General features: G+C 76.0%; 13 protein-coding genes. 7 read left to right on the top strand and 6 right to left on the bottom strand.

Annotation, left to right across the window (positions count from 1 at the left end; all coding sequences use genetic code 11):
- Window positions 1–112: 112 nt before the first annotated feature.
- Window positions 113–2,524, bottom strand: coding sequence for a hypothetical protein (locus tag ABD358_RS16035; RefSeq protein WP_344631698.1), 2,412 nt, complete (start codon window positions 2,522–2,524; stop codon window positions 113–115).
- Window positions 2,525–2,744: 220 nt separating this feature from the next.
- Between ABD358_RS16035 and ABD358_RS16040 the strand changes: the two genes are divergently transcribed.
- The 3 genes from ABD358_RS16040 to ABD358_RS16050 all read left to right on the top strand — a co-directional run bounded on the left by ABD358_RS16040 (window position 2,745) and on the right by ABD358_RS16050 (window position 5,385).
- Window positions 2,745–3,614, top strand: a complete 870-nt coding sequence (locus tag ABD358_RS16040; protein WP_344631699.1) for a DeoR/GlpR family DNA-binding transcription regulator — start codon at window positions 2,745–2,747, stop codon at window positions 3,612–3,614.
- A 679-nt stretch (window positions 3,615–4,293) separates the two neighbouring features.
- Window positions 4,294–4,635 (top strand): hypothetical protein, encoded by a 342-nt coding sequence (locus ABD358_RS16045; RefSeq protein ID WP_344631700.1) that lies wholly within the window; start codon window positions 4,294–4,296, stop codon window positions 4,633–4,635.
- A 168-nt stretch (window positions 4,636–4,803) separates the two neighbouring features.
- Window positions 4,804–5,385, top strand: a complete 582-nt coding sequence (locus tag ABD358_RS16050; protein WP_344631701.1) for an ATP-binding protein — start codon at window positions 4,804–4,806, stop codon at window positions 5,383–5,385.
- A 223-nt stretch (window positions 5,386–5,608) separates the two neighbouring features.
- Here ABD358_RS16050 and ABD358_RS16055 read toward each other — a convergent pair whose 3' ends face one another.
- Window positions 5,609–6,841 carry an ROK family protein gene (locus ABD358_RS16055; RefSeq protein WP_344631702.1) on the bottom strand — a complete coding sequence of 411 codons (1,233 nt, stop codon included), beginning with the start codon at window positions 6,839–6,841 and terminating at the stop codon, window positions 5,609–5,611.
- Window positions 6,842–6,935: 94 nt separating this feature from the next.
- On the opposite strand from ABD358_RS16055, the gene ABD358_RS16060 reads away from it, so the two are divergent.
- Window positions 6,936–7,670: a maleylpyruvate isomerase family mycothiol-dependent enzyme gene (locus ABD358_RS16060; RefSeq protein WP_344631703.1), complete on the top strand. Its 735-nt coding sequence runs from the start codon at window positions 6,936–6,938 to the stop codon at window positions 7,668–7,670.
- Between the two features lie 193 nt (window positions 7,671–7,863).
- A complete protein-coding gene (locus ABD358_RS16065) occupies window positions 7,864–8,649 on the top strand; it encodes an AfsR/SARP family transcriptional regulator (RefSeq protein ID WP_344631704.1) in 786 nt (261 codons plus the stop codon).
- Between the two features lie 365 nt (window positions 8,650–9,014).
- Here the strand turns inward: ABD358_RS16065 and ABD358_RS16070 are convergent, their stop codons facing one another.
- On the bottom strand, window positions 9,015–9,749 hold the full coding sequence (locus ABD358_RS16070; protein WP_344631705.1) for a TetR/AcrR family transcriptional regulator: 735 nt from the start codon (window positions 9,747–9,749) through the stop codon (window positions 9,015–9,017).
- 156 nt (window positions 9,750–9,905) lie between these two features.
- Here ABD358_RS16070 and ABD358_RS16075 point away from each other — a divergent pair, with 156 nt between their 5' ends.
- Window positions 9,906–10,370 carry a nitroreductase family deazaflavin-dependent oxidoreductase gene (locus ABD358_RS16075; protein ID WP_344631706.1) on the top strand — a complete coding sequence of 155 codons (465 nt, stop codon included), beginning with the start codon at window positions 9,906–9,908 and terminating at the stop codon, window positions 10,368–10,370.
- A 55-nt stretch (window positions 10,371–10,425) separates the two neighbouring features.
- Here ABD358_RS16075 and ABD358_RS16080 read toward each other — a convergent pair whose 3' ends face one another.
- Window positions 10,426–11,634, bottom strand: a complete 1,209-nt coding sequence (locus ABD358_RS16080) for a geranylgeranyl reductase family protein (RefSeq protein ID WP_344631707.1) — start codon at window positions 11,632–11,634, stop codon at window positions 10,426–10,428.
- Window positions 11,635–11,793: 159 nt separating this feature from the next.
- Here ABD358_RS16080 and ABD358_RS16085 point away from each other — a divergent pair, with 159 nt between their 5' ends.
- A complete protein-coding gene (locus ABD358_RS16085; protein WP_344631708.1) occupies window positions 11,794–13,155 on the top strand; it encodes a dipeptidase in 1,362 nt (453 codons plus the stop codon).
- A gap of 87 nt (window positions 13,156–13,242) precedes the next feature.
- Here ABD358_RS16085 and ABD358_RS16090 read toward each other — a convergent pair whose 3' ends face one another.
- Window positions 13,243–14,271, bottom strand: a complete 1,029-nt coding sequence (locus ABD358_RS16090) for an NUDIX hydrolase (RefSeq protein ID WP_344631709.1) — start codon at window positions 14,269–14,271, stop codon at window positions 13,243–13,245.
- Window positions 14,272–14,354: 83 nt separating this feature from the next.
- Window positions 14,355–15,296, bottom strand: coding sequence for an ROK family protein (locus ABD358_RS16095; protein ID WP_344631710.1), 942 nt, complete (start codon window positions 15,294–15,296; stop codon window positions 14,355–14,357).
- Window positions 15,297–15,439 lie beyond the last annotated feature (143 nt).

The raw sequence follows: 15,439 nt of genomic DNA on the forward strand, positions 1-15,439 counted from the left end.
CGGAGATCCGGGCCGCCCGCGCGGGCCGTGACCGCGGCCGCCCGCGCGGGCGCCACGAGGCACGACGGGCCCGCCGTCCGCCACGGAGCGACCGGCGCCTTCGGGACACGCCCTAGCGGGGCCGGTCCGGTTCCCGCGCCGGCTCCGGCTCCGGTTCCCCGGCCGCGGCGGGCCGTTCCGGCGCGGGGGTCGTCCGGCCCGCCGTGGCCAGCCGCTCCAGCAGCGCCGCGCGTTCGTCGGCGAAGGCGGGGTCCGCCTGGTACTCGCCGTGGCCGAGGACCGGCGTGGGCAGGGGGTGTTCGGGGGTGCGGCCGTAGTGGAGCGGGTCCCGCAGCGGTTCGCGGTCCACGGGCGGTCCCCCGTCGTCCCCGACCATCACCGGGCCGCCGATCGGGTCGGTGAGCCGCCACAGGTTCCGCCAGCAGTCCACCTCCCGGCTCAGCGCGTTCAGCGGTCCGGGGCCGAAGCAGGCGGGGAACCAGCGTCCGTAGAGCCGTTCCAGCGGGGAGCCGTAGGTCAGCAGGGCGACCCGCCCGCGGGTGGCCGGGTCGAGCTGCCAGACGGCGGCGGCGGCCAGCACGCTGCCCTGGGAGTGCCCGGAGATCACCAGCCGCCCGCCGGTGCGCTCGGTCCAGGTGCACATCCGCCAGGTCAGGTCCGGCACGGCGCGCTCGGCGTAGCAGGGCGGGGCGAAGGGGTGGGCGGCGCGCGGCCAGAAGGTGCCCACGTCCCACAGGATGCCGATCGTGCGGCGGGCGGCGGCGTCGCGGTAGGCGCGGCGGCCCGTCGCCACGAGCAGCACCACCAGTGCGCCCGTCGCCCAGGAGCCCAGTGCCTGGACCGTCTCGGCGAGCGCGGGCAGCGGCCCCGGCCAGGTGCTCGCGGCCGGCCCGGGCGGCGCCCCGGTGAGCGCGGCGCCCGTCAGGGCTCCGGCGCCCAGCAGCAGCGTGGTGACGGCGACGGCCGCGACCAGGGCGGGGGCGGAGTCGGTCAGCCGCGCGAGGGCGACGGCCCGGGCGATCTGCCTGCTGCGGGCTTCCAGTTCGCGGGGCTCGCCCTCGTAGGAGTCGACGACGCCCGGGGTGAGCCGCCGTCTCTCCCGCCGCACGCGGACCGCGGCGGCCAGGACGAAGACGACCACGACGAGCAGCAGGACGGGGATCACGGAAGCCTGCCAGCTCAGCAGCACCGGCGGACCGGCGATGGCGCCGCCGGGCACGCCCGGGGTGCCGCCCTTGTCCAGCCAGTCCGCCACCCGCTGGGCCGCTCCCCCGGTGAGCACGCCGCCGAGCGCGCACGCCAGCAGGGCCACCGCGGCACCGCCCGCACCGCCCATGGCGCACCGTCCCTCGCACGCCCCGGGCGGTGTGGCCCGGTGCAGGACGTACGCGGCCACGGCGAGCAGCGCCACCAGCGCGCCCTGCAGGAGCGTGATCCAGGCGAAGGCGCCGGTGCCGGGCAGCCGGGCGGAGGAGGACCAGTCGGGGCGGTGCCAGGCGGTGTGCACCGCGACCAGCGCCAGGACGGCCAGCGCCGCGCCCGGCAGCACCTTCGACGCCCAGCGGTCGATCCGCTCGTCCGGCTCGGACTCGGTGCGGCCCTTGCGGACGGCGACCACCACGACCGCCGTCCAGCCCGCCGCGACGGCGGCCGCCAGCGTCCAGCCGGAGACGGCCGGGACCGTGCCGCCGCCGGGCCGGTGGTCGTGGCGGGCGGTGGCGGTCAGCAGCACGCAGGCCACCGTCAGCAGGCCGGCGGCGGTGTGGGCGGCCCGCAGCCGGGACACCAGGCGGCGGCCGTACCAGAAGCCGGGCAGGGACAGCGCGGGCCGCTCGCCCCCGGGCAGGGGCCGGGACGGGCCCGGGGGGCGCGGGGGCGGCGAGGCGGACTCGTAGGCGCTCCAGGTGCGGTGCGACAGCCACCACAGCAGGGCGGTGAGCGCGACGGGCAGCAGCGCGGCCGCGACCAGGCGGCGGCCGGGCTCCGACCACCATCCGGCGGTGAGCGGCCCGAGCCAGGACTTGCCGCCCGCGCAGCGCTCGGAGGCCGCGCACTGCCAGGCCACCAGGTCGAGGGCGACCTCGCAGGCGGCGGCGGTCAGCAGGACGGTCAGGGAGAGCGCCACCAGGCGGACCAGGACGTCGTAGACCCGCTGGGCCGGGTGGCGGGCGGGGGCGGCGGGCCGCATCCAGTGGGCGAGGTTGACGACCATGAACGGCAGCAGGAGCAGCCACAGGGCACGGGCGCTGTTGCCGGAGGTGAGGTTGGACCAGCAGTACGCCTCGGGGATCGGCCGGGCGTGGTCCGCGCGGGAGCCGTCGCGGGCGTCCTCCGGCCGGTTCTCGGCGTCGGCGTCCTCGGTGCGGCGGTGGATGCCCGCGGTGCCGTCGCCGGTGATCCGCACGGTGCGCGGGTCGCCGAGCATCTCCTGGGGCGTGGTGCCGCCGACGCCGTGCACGAGGAGCTCCAGCGCCGGTTCGCCGCGCGCCGCGCGCTGTGGTGGTACCGGCTGTTTCCCTGGCATGGTGTGTCCCCCGATCCGCGTGTGTCACCGTGTGGTCGCGGCATCCAGGATGGCGGTCCGTGTCCTTTCCGCGCAGCCCGACGGGCGCATCGGCGGGTCGCCTCGGCGCCGCGGGCGGCGCCCGGGAGGGCGCCCGGAGCCCGTGGGAGGATGGGGCCGAACAGTTGCCCGGACGGCCACCCGTACGACGGCTCGCGGACGAGAGGGGACGGACCCGCAGGTGAGCGACAACCACAACCTCCTGGCGGAGCAGCGGCGCGCGCTCATCCTGGAGGAGGTCAGACGCCGCGGCGGGGTGCGGGTCAACGAGCTGACCCGCAGGCTGAACGTCTCGGACATGACGGTGCGCCGGGACCTGGACGCCCTCGCGCGGCAGGGTGTGCTGGAGAAGGTGCACGGCGGCGCGGTGCCCGTCTCGGGGGCGAGCACCCATGAGCCGGGGTTCGAGGCGAAGTCTGCGCTGGAGTCGGGCGCCAAGGAGGACATCGCGCGGGCGGCCGCGCGGCTGGCGGCCCCGGGCAGCGCCATCGCGCTCTCCGGCGGGACGACGACGTACGCGCTGGCCCAGCACCTGCTGGACGTCCCCGGGCTGACGGTGGTGACCAACTCGCTGCGGGTCGCGGACGTCTTCCACGCCGCGCAGCGCGCGGACGGCGCCTCCGGCGGCCGGGCTCCGGCGGCCACCGTGGTGCTCACCGGAGGGGTGCGCACCCCGTCGGACTCCCTGGTGGGGCCGGTGGCGGACGCGGCGATCGCCTCGCTCCACTTCGACACGCTGTTCCTGGGCGTGCACGGCATATCCGCGGAGGCCGGGCTGTCCACGCCCAACCTGGCCGAGGCCGAGACCAACCGCCGTCTGGTGCGTTCCGCGCGGCGGGTGGTGGTGGTCGCGGACCACACCAAGTGGGGGACGGTGGGCCTGAGCACGTTCGCCTCGCTGGAGGACGTGGACATCCTGGTGACCGACGGCGGGATGCCGGAGGCGGTCCGCGCCGAGATCCGCGAGCGCCTGCCGGAGCTGGTCGTGGCGGACGGGGAGGCGGACGGCGGGGAGGACCGGCGGAAGGCCGGGACCGACCGGCCGCGGTGACCGCTCCGCGGGAGCTCGGACCGGCAGGAGGCACTTCCACGGCACGCCGCCCCGAACCCGCCGGAGCCGAACTTCGCCGGGACCGCCCCCGTGCGGCTGGTGTTCACCGCGGGGATCGCCGCACCGCCCTCGGCCGTCTTCGCCGACCTGGCCGGGACCGGGGAGCGGCCCCGGTGGTCCGGCGCGGCGACCGACGCCGGGCCGCCGCGGACGGCCGGGGCCGGGAGATCCGGCTCCGGGGCGGCGGGCGCTTCCGGGAGGCCGTGGTGTCCGCCGGGCCCGCCGGGCGCCACGCCCACCGCACCGACGCCTGCCGCACCGACGGGACCAGCGTCCCCGGCGTACGGGCGCTGTCGGAGGATCGGCCGCTGACGCCCGACGGCACCGGCACCCGGGCGCGGTACACGGCGGCGGCCGGTGGAACGGCCCTGTTCCGCGCGGTGCTGCGGCTGATCGGACCGGGCACCGGACACTCCTTCCGCGGCGCGGTGCGCGCTCCGGCGCGGCGGACCGGGCCCGGGCGCCGGGCGCAGGAGCGGGGCACACGTCGTTCACACGCGCTCTGGCGCACCGGCGGGGACGGGTGCAGACTGCATGGCGGGGCACCCGGTGGGGGTGGCACCGAGGACGGCCCTGCCGTGGCGCCGGGCCGGCGGTGACGAGTGGGAGGCGGTGCACTGTGGCGGAGCCCGAGTTCAGCGCCACCGGAGTACGGATCGCACGGTGGCTGCGTTCGCTCACCCGGGCCGGGCAGGTCGTCGTCCGCGACGGCCGTCTGGTGCTGCTGACCAGCTACGGCCGGGAGATCGACAGCGCGCCGGTGGACCAGGTCCGGGTGAGCGGGCCGTGGTACGCCGCGCAGGACCGGGTGATGGCGACCGTCAACGGCAACCGGTACGTGCTGCGTCTGAAGGGGCAGTTGCGCGACGGCCTGGTCGCCGCGCTGCGCAGGGCCGGCACCCGCGGGTCCGGGGTCCACGGGACCGGGACCGTCTCGGGACGGCGCGCGGCTCCCCGCTGATTCCCGCCCCGCTCCTGGTGCGCTTCCGGGTGTGCCGCACCGTTGACGCGCCCGACTTGCACCGTTTTATCACCTGAATCACGCTGATTTCTGTGTCGTAGCGACCGTCAGCATGCTTGACGTGCTCTCGCCGTCCGGACCCTCAACCGTCATCAGGGAGCCGCAGTCGTGATCAGTCATCCCAGCGCGTCCGGTCGACAACGGACGGTGGAGTTCCAGACCCTTCCCTCGCGGACCGGACAGGTCCGCCGAATCCTCTCGGCGCTGCTGCGCTACTGGGAATTGGAGTCCCTGGTCGAACCGGCAGCCGTCGGTGTCGCCGAGCTGATGGCCGACGTCCACCGCCGGGTGGGGCCGGACAGGCCCTGCTCCGTGGAGATCGTCCTGCTCCCCGACAGGCTGACGTTCTCCCTGCGCGGTCAGGACCCCGGGCCCTCGGGCCCGCTCGGCGCCGGGGGGCGCGGCCCGCTCCCGGCGGCCTCGTCCGGCGGCGGCCCGGGGCCGGGAGCCGGGCAGGACGACAGCGGCAAGGTGGCCTGGTTCACCCTGCCGGTGCACGCTCGGAAATCGCCGGCTCCGGTCCCGGGCGGAATGCCGGGGAAGGCCCCGGGCCGGGGTCCCCTGCCGTCCCCGGAGCCGCTGCCCGCGCCCGACCCCCTGCCGAGGCCCGAGCCGCTGCCCCGCTCCCACGCCCCGGCGCCCGCCGCCCCCGTCCGGGCGTCCGCGGGGGCCGCGCTCCAGCGCCCCTGACAGCCCGTCGTCCCGCCGGCCCCCGCCCTGTCGTCCCTCCGGAGCGGGAGGCCGGCGGGTCGCTTCCCGCCCGGGGCCGAGGCCGTCCGCAGGACCGTGGCCGCGGTCGTCGGCGGCGTCGTGCGGGAGGATCCGCCGCGCCGAGCGGCCCGGCGGGGCGGTTCGGCCCCGCTTGCCGGACGGGGATCCGCCCGGACGCGGGCGCCCCGTGCGTTGCGCGGGCTCAGCCCGCCAGCGCCGCCACCGGGTCGTCCAGGACGGGCTGCCAGGCCAGTTCGGCCGCGCCGACCAGGCTGCTGTGCTCCAGCGCGCAGGTCAGCACCGGCAGGTCACCGCTCCGCCCCCACAGGCTGCGCTCCCCCATGACGGCGTGCAGGCGCTCCGCGTTGGCCTCCAGCAGGGCGCTGTGCAGCCCGCCTAGGACGATCCGGTCCGGGTCGAGGATGTTCACCAGTCCGGCCAGGCCGAGTCCGAGCCGGTCGATGAGGAGGTGGGCCGCGTCGCGCACGGCCGGGTCGGCGGGGTACTCCGTGCGGAGCAGGTCCAGGGCCCGCCGGAGCATGCCGGCCTCCGGACCCGGGTCGCGGCCGGCCGCCTCCAGGAAGGCCAGCGGGTCGGTCTCGACGTCGAGGCAGCCCCGCCCGCCGCAGTGGCAGGGCCGGCCGTCCGGATCCACGGTCAGGTGGCCGACCTCCAGGGCCAGGCCCGAACTGCCGGTGTGCAGACGGCCGTCGAGGACCAGTGCGCCGCCGACGCCGCGGTGCCCGGTCGCCACGCACAGCAGGTCGCGGGCGCCCCGTCCGGCGCCGTGACGGTGCTCGGCCAGGGCGACGAGGTTGATGTCGTTGGCGGCGTGGCCGGCCGTGAGCGTTTCCCCGGACGGGCCGGGGACGCGGGCCTCGGCCAGGCACCGGGTGAAGATCTCGCGCACGGGCACCCCCGCGGGCCAGGGCAGGTGCAGCGGGTTGAGGGCGGTGCCCTCGGGTTCGGCGACCGCGGAGGGCACGGACAGACCGGCCCCCAGGCAGCGCCGCCCGGTCTCGCGCAGCAGGCGGGCTCCCGCGCCGACGACCTCGGTGAGGACGTGGACCGGGTCGGCCTCCACGGTGAGGCTGCCGGGCGTGGTGGCGACGATCCGGCCGCCGAGCCCGACGAGGGCGGCGCGGAAGCCGTCGGCGTGCACCTGGGCGGCGAGGACGACCGGCCCGTCGGGGTTCACCGACAGCCGGTGGGAGGGGCGGCCCTGGGAGCCGGCGGCGGCCGTGGGCCGGGAGTCGACGGTGATCAGCCCGAGCGCCTCCAGTTCGGCGGCCACCGCTCCGGCGGTCGCCCGGGTCACCCCGAGTTCGGCCGTGAGCACCGCACGGGTGGGCGCACGGCCGGTGTGCACGAGTTCCAGCGCCGGGCCGAGGGCTCCGCGGCCTCTCTCCAGCCTTGTCGTACGCGTCGGGGTCACCTCCCCATTCTCTCTTTGTCCCGCTCCCAAACAAAGCGGGGCTGCCTGCGGAAAGCGGGTGCGGAACCGTTCCGGCCGCTGTCACACTGCCCTCGTGGACATCGACCGCTACCTCGAAATCCTCGAAGCGGAGGGCGAGTTGCTGCTCGGCGCGGCCGTACGGGCGGGCTGGGACGCAGAGGTCCCCACCTGTCCCGGCTGGCGTGTCCGGGATCTGGTGGCCCACCAGGGCATGGTCCACCGGTGGGCGGGCGGCATCGTCGCCGAGCGGCGCACGGCCCCCTTCCCGCCACGGGAGGAGACCGTCCCGGACGACCGGCTGCCGGACTGGTTCGCCGAGGGGCACCGGCAGGTGCTGGAGGAGCTGCGGGAGGCGCCCGAGGACCTGGAGTGCTGGACGTTCCTGCCCGGCGCCCCCTCCCCGCGTGCCTTCTGGGCGCGGCGCCAGGCCCATGAGACGACGGTCCACCGCGTCGACGCCGAGCTGGCGGCGGGACCGGCCCCCTCCCCCGTCGACCCGCTCTTCGCCGCCGACGGGATCGACGAGCTGCTGACCGGCTTCCACACCCGTCCCACGAGCCGGGTGCGCAGCGACCGCCCCCGTGTCCTGCGGGTGGAGACCCCCGGGACCGCGTCGTGGACCCTGCGCCTGTCCCAGGAGCCGCCCAGGGTGAGCCGGGACGGCGGCGCGGCGGACTGCGTGATCAGCGGCCCGGCCGAGACCCTCTACCTCGCGCTGTGGAACCGCCTGCCCCACGGCGAGGGCCCGGCTGTCGAGGGGGACGCGGCGCTCGCCGAGCTGTGGCGCACCGCCTCCGGCGTCCGGTGACACGACTGAGGGCCCGGCCGCGTCCCCCGAAGTCCCGCCCGCACGCCTCCTGTGCCGCGGGCGTGCGTTCCTTCCCCGTGCGCCGTTCCCGGTGCGCCCGCGCGAACCGCGGGCCGTCCGCCGGAAGATCCGGTGGAAGATCCACTGGGACGCCGTTCAGGACGTAGGCTCATAGGGCAGCGAGGGAGGGCATATGACTGAGGGTCTGCGATTCGAACTACTCGGTCCGCTGCGCGCCTTGCACAACGGGACCGAGGTGCCGCTGGGGCCGCCCCGGCAGAGGGCGGTGCTCGCCGTCCTGCTGCTCCAGGAGGGACGTCCGATGTCGTACGACGCGCTGGTGGGCGCGGTCTGGGGCGACGAACCGCCGTCGCACGTGAGGAATCTGGCGCAGAAGTACGTCTCCGGGCTGCGCCGGGCGTTCGCGGCGGTGGACGGCGGGCCGGCGCCGGAACTGGTGTGGACCGGCAGCGGCTACCGGCTGGAGAACGCGCGGATCGACGACCTGGCGGAGCGTCGGACGCTGCTGCGCGAAGCGCTGATCGCACGCGAGTCGGGCGATCTGCGCCGGGCCGGCGCGCTGGCGAGGGAGGCGGAGGCGCTGTGGCGCGGCGAGTTCGCCGAGGGACTCGCCGGTCCGTATCTGGCCGGTGAACGTCGCCGGTGGGCGGAGAAGCGGCTGATGGTGCTGGAGGCCCGGCTGGAGGGTGATCTGGAACTGGGCCGGTACCGCGAGTGCGTCCACGAGTTGGCGCGGCAGGTGGAGGAACACCCCCTGCGCGAGCGGCTGGTGGGGCTGCTGATGCTGGCCCTGTACCGCAGCGGCCGGCCTTCGGACGCCCTGCTGGCCTACGAGGAGGCCAGGAGCCGGATCGCGGAGGAGAGGGGCTCGGACCCCGGCCCGGCCCTGCGGGACCTCCAGGAGCGGATCCTGCGCCAGGACCCCTCTCTGCTGCCGGCCTCGGCGCTGGCGTCGTGACGGCGGCCGGGGACAGCGCGGACCGAAGGCGGCGGCCGGTCGCACGGAGTCGGACGGCCCGGCACGCCGCCGGCCGTGGACCCCGGACGCTGCTCCCTCCCCCGTGAGCGTGTCCGGAGCACCGGCACCCCTCCCGGGCGGCACGCGGGTCCGGGGGCGAGCATGTCCGGACGGCGGCCCGGCCGACCGCCTCCTCCGCCCGGACGGCCGCCGGCGCGTGCCCGGCGGGGCGCTCCTGTGCGCCCAGGCGGTTCCGGGGAAGGTGCTGCGGGGCCGGGAGGCGCCGGGGCCGTGTCCGTCCGCGCCGGGGCCCCGGTGCCGTACGGCTGAAAGGGATGTGCGGCCGCCGGCCGTGCGCGCCCGGGTCAGGAGGCCGGTGGGGGCGCCGCGGACTCCCGGTCCCCGTCCGTCAGGCCGACCGTTCCGGCCAGGCGGGCGACGGCGTGGTCGAAGAACTCCTCACGGGCCTCGACCACCCGGTTGAACTGGCCGAATATCTCGAAACCGATCAGGCCGAACAGCTCGGCCCAGGCCGCGAGCAGCGCCGCCGTCACGGGAGCGGGCAGGTCGAGGCCGAGCCGGGCCGTGAGGAGCTCGGCGTCCTCGGCGACGGACCGGGGCACGGGCGGCCCGGCGGGTTCCCGCAGGACGCCCGCCGCGCGGGCGTCGCGGACGACGGCGACCAGGGCGAGGGCGACACGCGAGGCGGGGGCGACGGTGATCTCGGGAGCGGAGTAGCCGGGGACGGGCGAGCCGTAGATCAGCGCGTACTCGTGCGGACGGGCCAGGGCCCACTGCCGTACGGCCCGGCAGACCGCGCGCCAGCGGGCGACGGGCCTGTCCCCGTCCGCCGCGGCCAGGGCGCGTTCGGCGGTGGAGCCGATGGCGTCGTAGGCGTCGAGGATCAGGGCGGTCAGCAGCTCGTCGCGGTTGGGGAAGTAGCGGTAGAGGGCCGAGGAGACCACGCCCAGCTCGCGGGCGACCGCCCGCAGGGAGAGCCTGGCGGCGCCCTCCCGGGCGAGCTGTCTGCGCGCCTCCTCCTTGATGGCCGCGGTGATCTCGGCGCGGGCCCGCTCCCTCGCCCCTCGGATCGTACTCATGGGACCAGTGTGCCATTTCCGGATCGGCGAGCACATTCGAGAGCACTGCTCTTGTCGATTCGCGCGTCCGCGTGCAACACTGATCTCGGACGAGAGCAGTGATCTCCTCATTGACCACTGATCTCGGCCGTCGGGTTCTTCTTCCGGGAGGTCGGGATGGCGGCACAGCACGGCACGCGTCACTACAGGAAAACGGGCGTGTTCACCGGCACCGTGGTCAACGGGGCGGTGAGCCGGCTGATCCGGTGGGGCATCGGTCCGGCCGGCGCCCGGACCCTGGCGGTACGGGGGCGCAGAAGCGGGGAGTGGCGCACCACTCCCGTCAACCCGCTGGACTTCCGGGGCGAGCGGTACCTCGTCTCACCGCGCGGCCACACGCAGTGGGCCCGCAACCTGCGGGCGGCCGGCGGCGGCGAGCTGCGGATCGGCGGGCGCACGGACCGGTTCACGGCCGTGGAACTCCCGGACGCCGAGAAGCCCGCGGTCCTGCGGGCCTATCTGAAGAGGTGGCGGTGGGAGGTCGGCGCCTTCTTCGACGGCGTCACCCCGTCCTCCACCGACGAGGAACTGCTGGCCATAGCCGACCGGCACCCCGTCTTCCGGATCACGCCGGAGAAGTGACCCGGAAGACGGGGTGCCGGGGCGGCACGAGCGCCGGTGCCGGACGCCGGTCCGCTCAGCGGTCCAGCTTCTCCAGGGCCCGCCGGGCCAGGGGATGGGTGCGGACGAGTTCGCCGAGGGTGGTCGTCCCCCTCGTGATCCTCGCGAAGGCGTTCCAGGCGGGGCGGAAGCCGGTGAGCACCGCGTGCAGCATTCCGGGCCGGTGGGCGAAGACGGTGTGCATCCGGCTTCCCACCCCCATCTCCACACCGAGCCCCGACTTGATGGCGAAGGCGTAGTTGAGGGCCTGGCGGCGGGCGTCCACCGCGTCGTGCGCGTCGGCGATCCGCACCGCCCACTCCCCCGCCAGCCGCCCGGAGCGCAGGGCGAACGAGATGCCCTCGCGCGTCCACGGCTCCAGCAGGCCTGCCGCGTCGCCGCAGACCAGGACGCGACCGCGGGAGAGCGGGGAGTCCGCGGAGCGGCAGCGGGTGAGGTGTCCCGAGGAGATCGCGGGCTCGAAGCCCGCCAGGCCGAGACGGGCGATGAAGTCCTCCAGGTAGCGCTTGGTGGCGGCCCCCTCCCCGCGGGCGGAGATCACCCCCACCGTGAGCGTGTCGCCCTTGGGGAACACCCATCCGTAACTGCCGGGCAGCGGGCCCCAGTCGATGAGGACGCGCCCCGCCCAGTCCTCGGCCACCGGCGGCGGCACCGGGATCTCGGCCTCCAGCCCCAGGTCCACCTGGTCGACCTTCACCCCGACGTGCGCTCCTATCCGGCTGGCGCTGCCGTCCGCACCGACCACGGCCCGGGCCAGGACCGTCCGGCCGTCGCCGAGGACCACGGCGACGGTGCGGCGGTCGGGTACGGCCGGGCCGTGCTGCTCGACGCGGGTGACGGTGACGCCCGTCCACAGCTCCGCGCCGGCCTTCTGCGCGGACTCCACCAGGGCGTGGTCGAACTCGGGCCGGTTGACCAGCCCGAAGAGCATGTTCCGGGAGCGCCGGGTGCGGGCGAACCTGCCGTTCAGCGAGAAGGTCACCGCGTACACCCGGTCCCGCAGCGGAAGGTCGAAACCGGGCGGCAGGGCGTCCCGCGAGGGTCCGATGATGCCGCCCCCGCAGGTCTTGTAGCGGGGCAGTTCCGCTTTCTCCAGGAGCAGGACCCGGCGGCCGGCGACGGCGGCCGCGTACGCCGCCGAGGACCCGGCCGGCCCCGCACCCACCACGACGACGTCCCACACCGGGTTCTGCCGGTCCGTACCCTCGGCGTTCTCGCTGCTCACGTGTGTTACCGCTCCCGCTCTGCCGCTTCCGGTTACCGCCGCATCCTAGGACCTGCAAACGCGCGGAACCCCTGTGGGAGTATCGGCACCACGCATTCGCCTGCCGTTCGGCGACCCCGTTCCCAGGCACACAACGCAGCACCACGAAGGAGCGTTCCCATGGCGCAAGCACTGGCCGCCACCGTCGCCTCGCTGATGCCCCAGGCCCGCACCGAGCTCGCCGAGCTGGTGGCCTTCAAGTCGGTGGCCGATCCCGCACAGTTCCCGCCCGAGGAGTGCGCGGCGGCGGCCCGGTGGGTGGCGGACGCCCTGCGCGCCGAGGGCTTCACCGACGTGGCGCTGCTGGACACCCCGGACGGCACCCAGTCGGTGTACGGCCACCTGCCCGGCCCGGCCGACGCGCCGACCGTGCTGCTCTACGCCCACTACGACGTGCAGCCGCCGCTGGACGAGGCCGCCTGGCTGTCCCCGCCGTTCACCCTGACCGAGCGCGACGGCCGGTGGTACGGACGGGGCGCCGCCGACTGCAAGGGCGGCTTCATCATGCACCTGCTGGCGCTGCGCGCCCTGAAGGCCCACGGCGGTGTGCCGGTCGGCGTCAAGGTGATCGTCGAGGGCTCGGAGGAGATGGGCACCGGCGGTCTGGAGCGCTACGCGGAGGAGCACCCGGAGCTGCTGGCCGCCGACGCCATCGTCATCGGGGACACCGGCAACTTCCGCCTCGGGCGCCCGACCGTCACCGCGACGCTGCGCGGGATGACCATGGTGACGGTGCAGGTGGACACCCTGGAGGGCAATCTGCACTCCGGTCAGTTCGGCGGGGCCGCCCCGGACGCGCTCGCCGCGCTGATCCGCACCCTGGACTCGCTGCGCGCCGAGGACGGCTCGACCACCGTCGACGGACTGACCGCGGACGCCTCCTGGGAGGGGCTGCAGTACTCCGAGGAGGACTTCCGCGAGGACGCCAAGGTGCTCGACGGGGTCGAGCTGATCGGTTCGGGCACCGTCGCCGACCGGATCTGGGCCCGCCCGGCCGTCACCGTGCTCGGCATCGACTGCCCTCCGGTCGTCGGCGCCACCCCGTCGGTCCAGGCGAGCGCGCGGGCGCTGGTCAGCCTCCGGATCCCGCCGGGGGTCGACGCCGCCGAGGCCGGCAAGCTGCTCACCGCGCACCTGGAGGCCCACGTTCCCTGGGGCGCGCGGGTGCGCGTGGAACAGGTGGGCCAGGGCCAGCCGTTCCGCGCCGACACCACCAGCCCGGCGTACACCGCGATGGCGGAGGCGCTGAGCGAGGCCTACGACGGCGCCGGGATGGAGATAGCCGGGGAGGGCGGATCGATCCCGCTGTGCAACACCCTGGGCACGCTCTACCCCGAGGCGGAGATCCTGCTGATCGGCCTGAGCGAGCCGGAGGCGCAGATCCACGCCGCCAACGAGAGCGTCTCCCCCGACGAGTTGCGGCGGCTGTCGACCGCCGAGGCGCTGTTCCTGCGCAAGTACGCCGAGTCCCGGCGCGGCTGACCCCCGCCGGCCGGTGTGCCCGGCGCCGGGCACACCGGCCGGCGGGCCCGGCGCCGAAGACTTCCCGCGGCGTCGGGGCCGGCGGTCTCACGTCCCCACCGGGACGCCCGCCTCCAGGTTGAGCGTGGTCCCCCGCTCGCGTGCCCGCAGCGCCCAGCGCAGCCGGTCCATCCGCACCGGGGGCAGCAGTCCGGCCGCCTCCTCCTCGGTGACGAACCGCCAGCCGCGCAGTTCCGCGCCGGGCAGCAGCATGCCGTGGGCGGCGGACGCGGTCAGCAGGCCGCCGTCGAAGAGGAACCGCAGCCCTCCGTGGCCGGGCGGCCGGGGCGCCTCCCAGTCGACGACGAGCAGTCTCGGGGCGGTGTCCAGCCGCAGCCCCAGTTCCTCCGCCACCTCGCGCACCCCGGCGCGGGCGGGCGGCTCGCCGGGCTCGACCACGCCGCCGGGGAACTCCCAGCCGGGCTTGTAGGTGGGGTCGACCAGCAGCACCCGGTCCTCCTCGTCGAACAGCAGGACCCCGGCCGCCACGGTCTCCCCGGTCGGTTCGGGGGTCTGCACGATGTCGCAGGCGCCGTCTCCGGCGCGCACCGCCTCCGCCACCCGCTCGGCGGTCTGCCGGGGGGTGAGGAAGGTGGTGTCGACGGTGTGCGCGTCGGTCCGGAGCCAGTGCAGCGCCCGCCGGTACGCCGGCAGGTGCTCCAGGCACCAGGCGCGCACCGCCCCGCCGTCCCCGTGCTCCTCCTCCCGCCGGGCGATGCGCTCCCGCAGGATCGTTTCCTCAACGTCCAGCAGTACGTGGCGCACGGGTATGCGGCGGGCCGCCAGCCCGCCGAAGATCTCGTCCCGGTACTCCTGCCGCAACAGCGTCATCGGCGTCACCAGAGTCCCGCCCACCTCGCTGTGGAGGGCGGCGGCCGTGTCCACCACGAGCCGCCGCCAGGCGGGCAGGTCCTGGTAGTCCGTCACCTCGTCCAGACGCTTGCGCGGCAGGATCATGCGCAGCCCTGCACCGACCAGTTCGGGGTCGAAAAGGACGCTGCCGGGAAGCAGCTCGACCAGCTCGCGGGCCGCGGTGGTCTTGCCCGCGCCGAAGGCGCCGTTCAGCCAGACGATCACGGGTCCCCCTCTTCCGTCGTCCCCGGTTCACTGCCCGCTCCACCCCGCCCCGGAAACGCGCGTCCGGCCGGCGCCGCGCGCTGTCACGGGGTACGGCCCAGTGCCTCCCTGCAGGCCGCCGCGGCCCCGACGAGACCGGCGTCCGTCCCCATGACGGCGGGGACGACCTGCAGTCCCCGCACGAAGGAGAGCGTGGCGTACTCCCCCAGCGTCCGGCGCAGCGGCGCGAACAGCACCTCCCCCGCCTGGGCCACTCCTCCGCCGATCACCGCGATCTCGATCTCGGCCAGGGCCGCGGTCGCCGCGATGCCGGCCGCCAGCGCCCGCGCGGCGCGTTCGAAGGAGGCCGCGGCCACGGGGTCCCCCGCCCTGGCGGCGGCGGCGACCGCGGCGGCGCTGGCGTCGCCCCCCGGCCCGGGCCGCCAGCCCTCCGCCAGCGCCCGGCGGGCGATGTTGGGGCCGCTGGCGATGCCCTCCACGCAGCCGCGCGCCCCGCACGGGCAGGGGTCGCCGTCGAGGTCCACGCTGATGTGGCCGATGTGCCCGGCGTTGCCGGTCGGTCCGGGGTGCAGCCGCCCGCCGAGTACCAGGCCTCCCCCCACCCCGGTGGAGACGACCATGCACAGGGCGTTGTCCCGCCCGCGCGCCGCGCCCTGCCAGTGCTCGGCGGCGGTCATCGCGACCCCGTCGCCGACCAGGTTCACGGGCATCCCCCCGACCCTCTCCCGCACCCGGGCCACCAGCGGGTAGTCCCGCCAGCCGGGGATGTTGACCGGGCTCACCGTGCCCCGGCGGCCGTCCACCGGCCCGGCGCTGCCGATGCCCAGGGCCGCCACGCGCCGCCACTCGGCCGCGTCCCGCAGTTCGTCGATCACCTCGGCCACCGCCCGCATCACACTGTCCCCCGGTTCCCGGGACGGTGTGGGGCGCTGGGCGCGCAGCAGCAGCCTGCCGTCGCCGTCCACCAGCGCGCCTGCGATTTTGGTGCCGCCGATGTCGAGGGCAGCGAGAAGATCCTGGTCCATGAGCGGCAAGTCTCACTCATGCCTGACAACGTTGTCCACTCCTCTCGCCGGGCACTGCGCCGCCACACCGCCGCCCCTATGCTTCTGCGTCGTCCGCACACCCGCGTCACCGCCGACGACAGAACAGGACCGCCGTGGCCGAC

Source organism: Streptomyces glaucosporus, from assembly GCF_039533345.1.
Classification (GTDB): Bacteria; Actinomycetota; Actinomycetes; order Streptomycetales; family Streptomycetaceae; genus Streptomyces; species Streptomyces glaucosporus.

What these genes read in the sequence shown, in the direction of transcription:
- ABD358_RS16035 (WP_344631698.1), bottom strand. Translation starts at nt 2,524, where the DNA reads ATGCCAGGGAAACAGCCGGTACCACCACAGCGCGCGGCGCGCGGCGAA.
- ABD358_RS16095 (WP_344631710.1), bottom strand. Translation starts at nt 15,296, where the DNA reads ATGGACCAGGATCTTCTCGCTGCCCTCGACATCGGCGGCACCAAAATC.
- ABD358_RS16085 (WP_344631708.1), top strand. Translation starts at nt 11,794, where the DNA reads ATGGCGCAAGCACTGGCCGCCACCGTCGCCTCGCTGATGCCCCAGGCC.
- ABD358_RS16075 (WP_344631706.1), top strand. Translation starts at nt 9,906, where the DNA reads ATGGCGGCACAGCACGGCACGCGTCACTACAGGAAAACGGGCGTGTTC.
- ABD358_RS16065 (WP_344631704.1), top strand. Translation starts at nt 7,864, where the DNA reads ATGACTGAGGGTCTGCGATTCGAACTACTCGGTCCGCTGCGCGCCTTG.
- ABD358_RS16070 (WP_344631705.1), bottom strand. Translation starts at nt 9,749, where the DNA reads ATGAGTACGATCCGAGGGGCGAGGGAGCGGGCCCGCGCCGAGATCACC.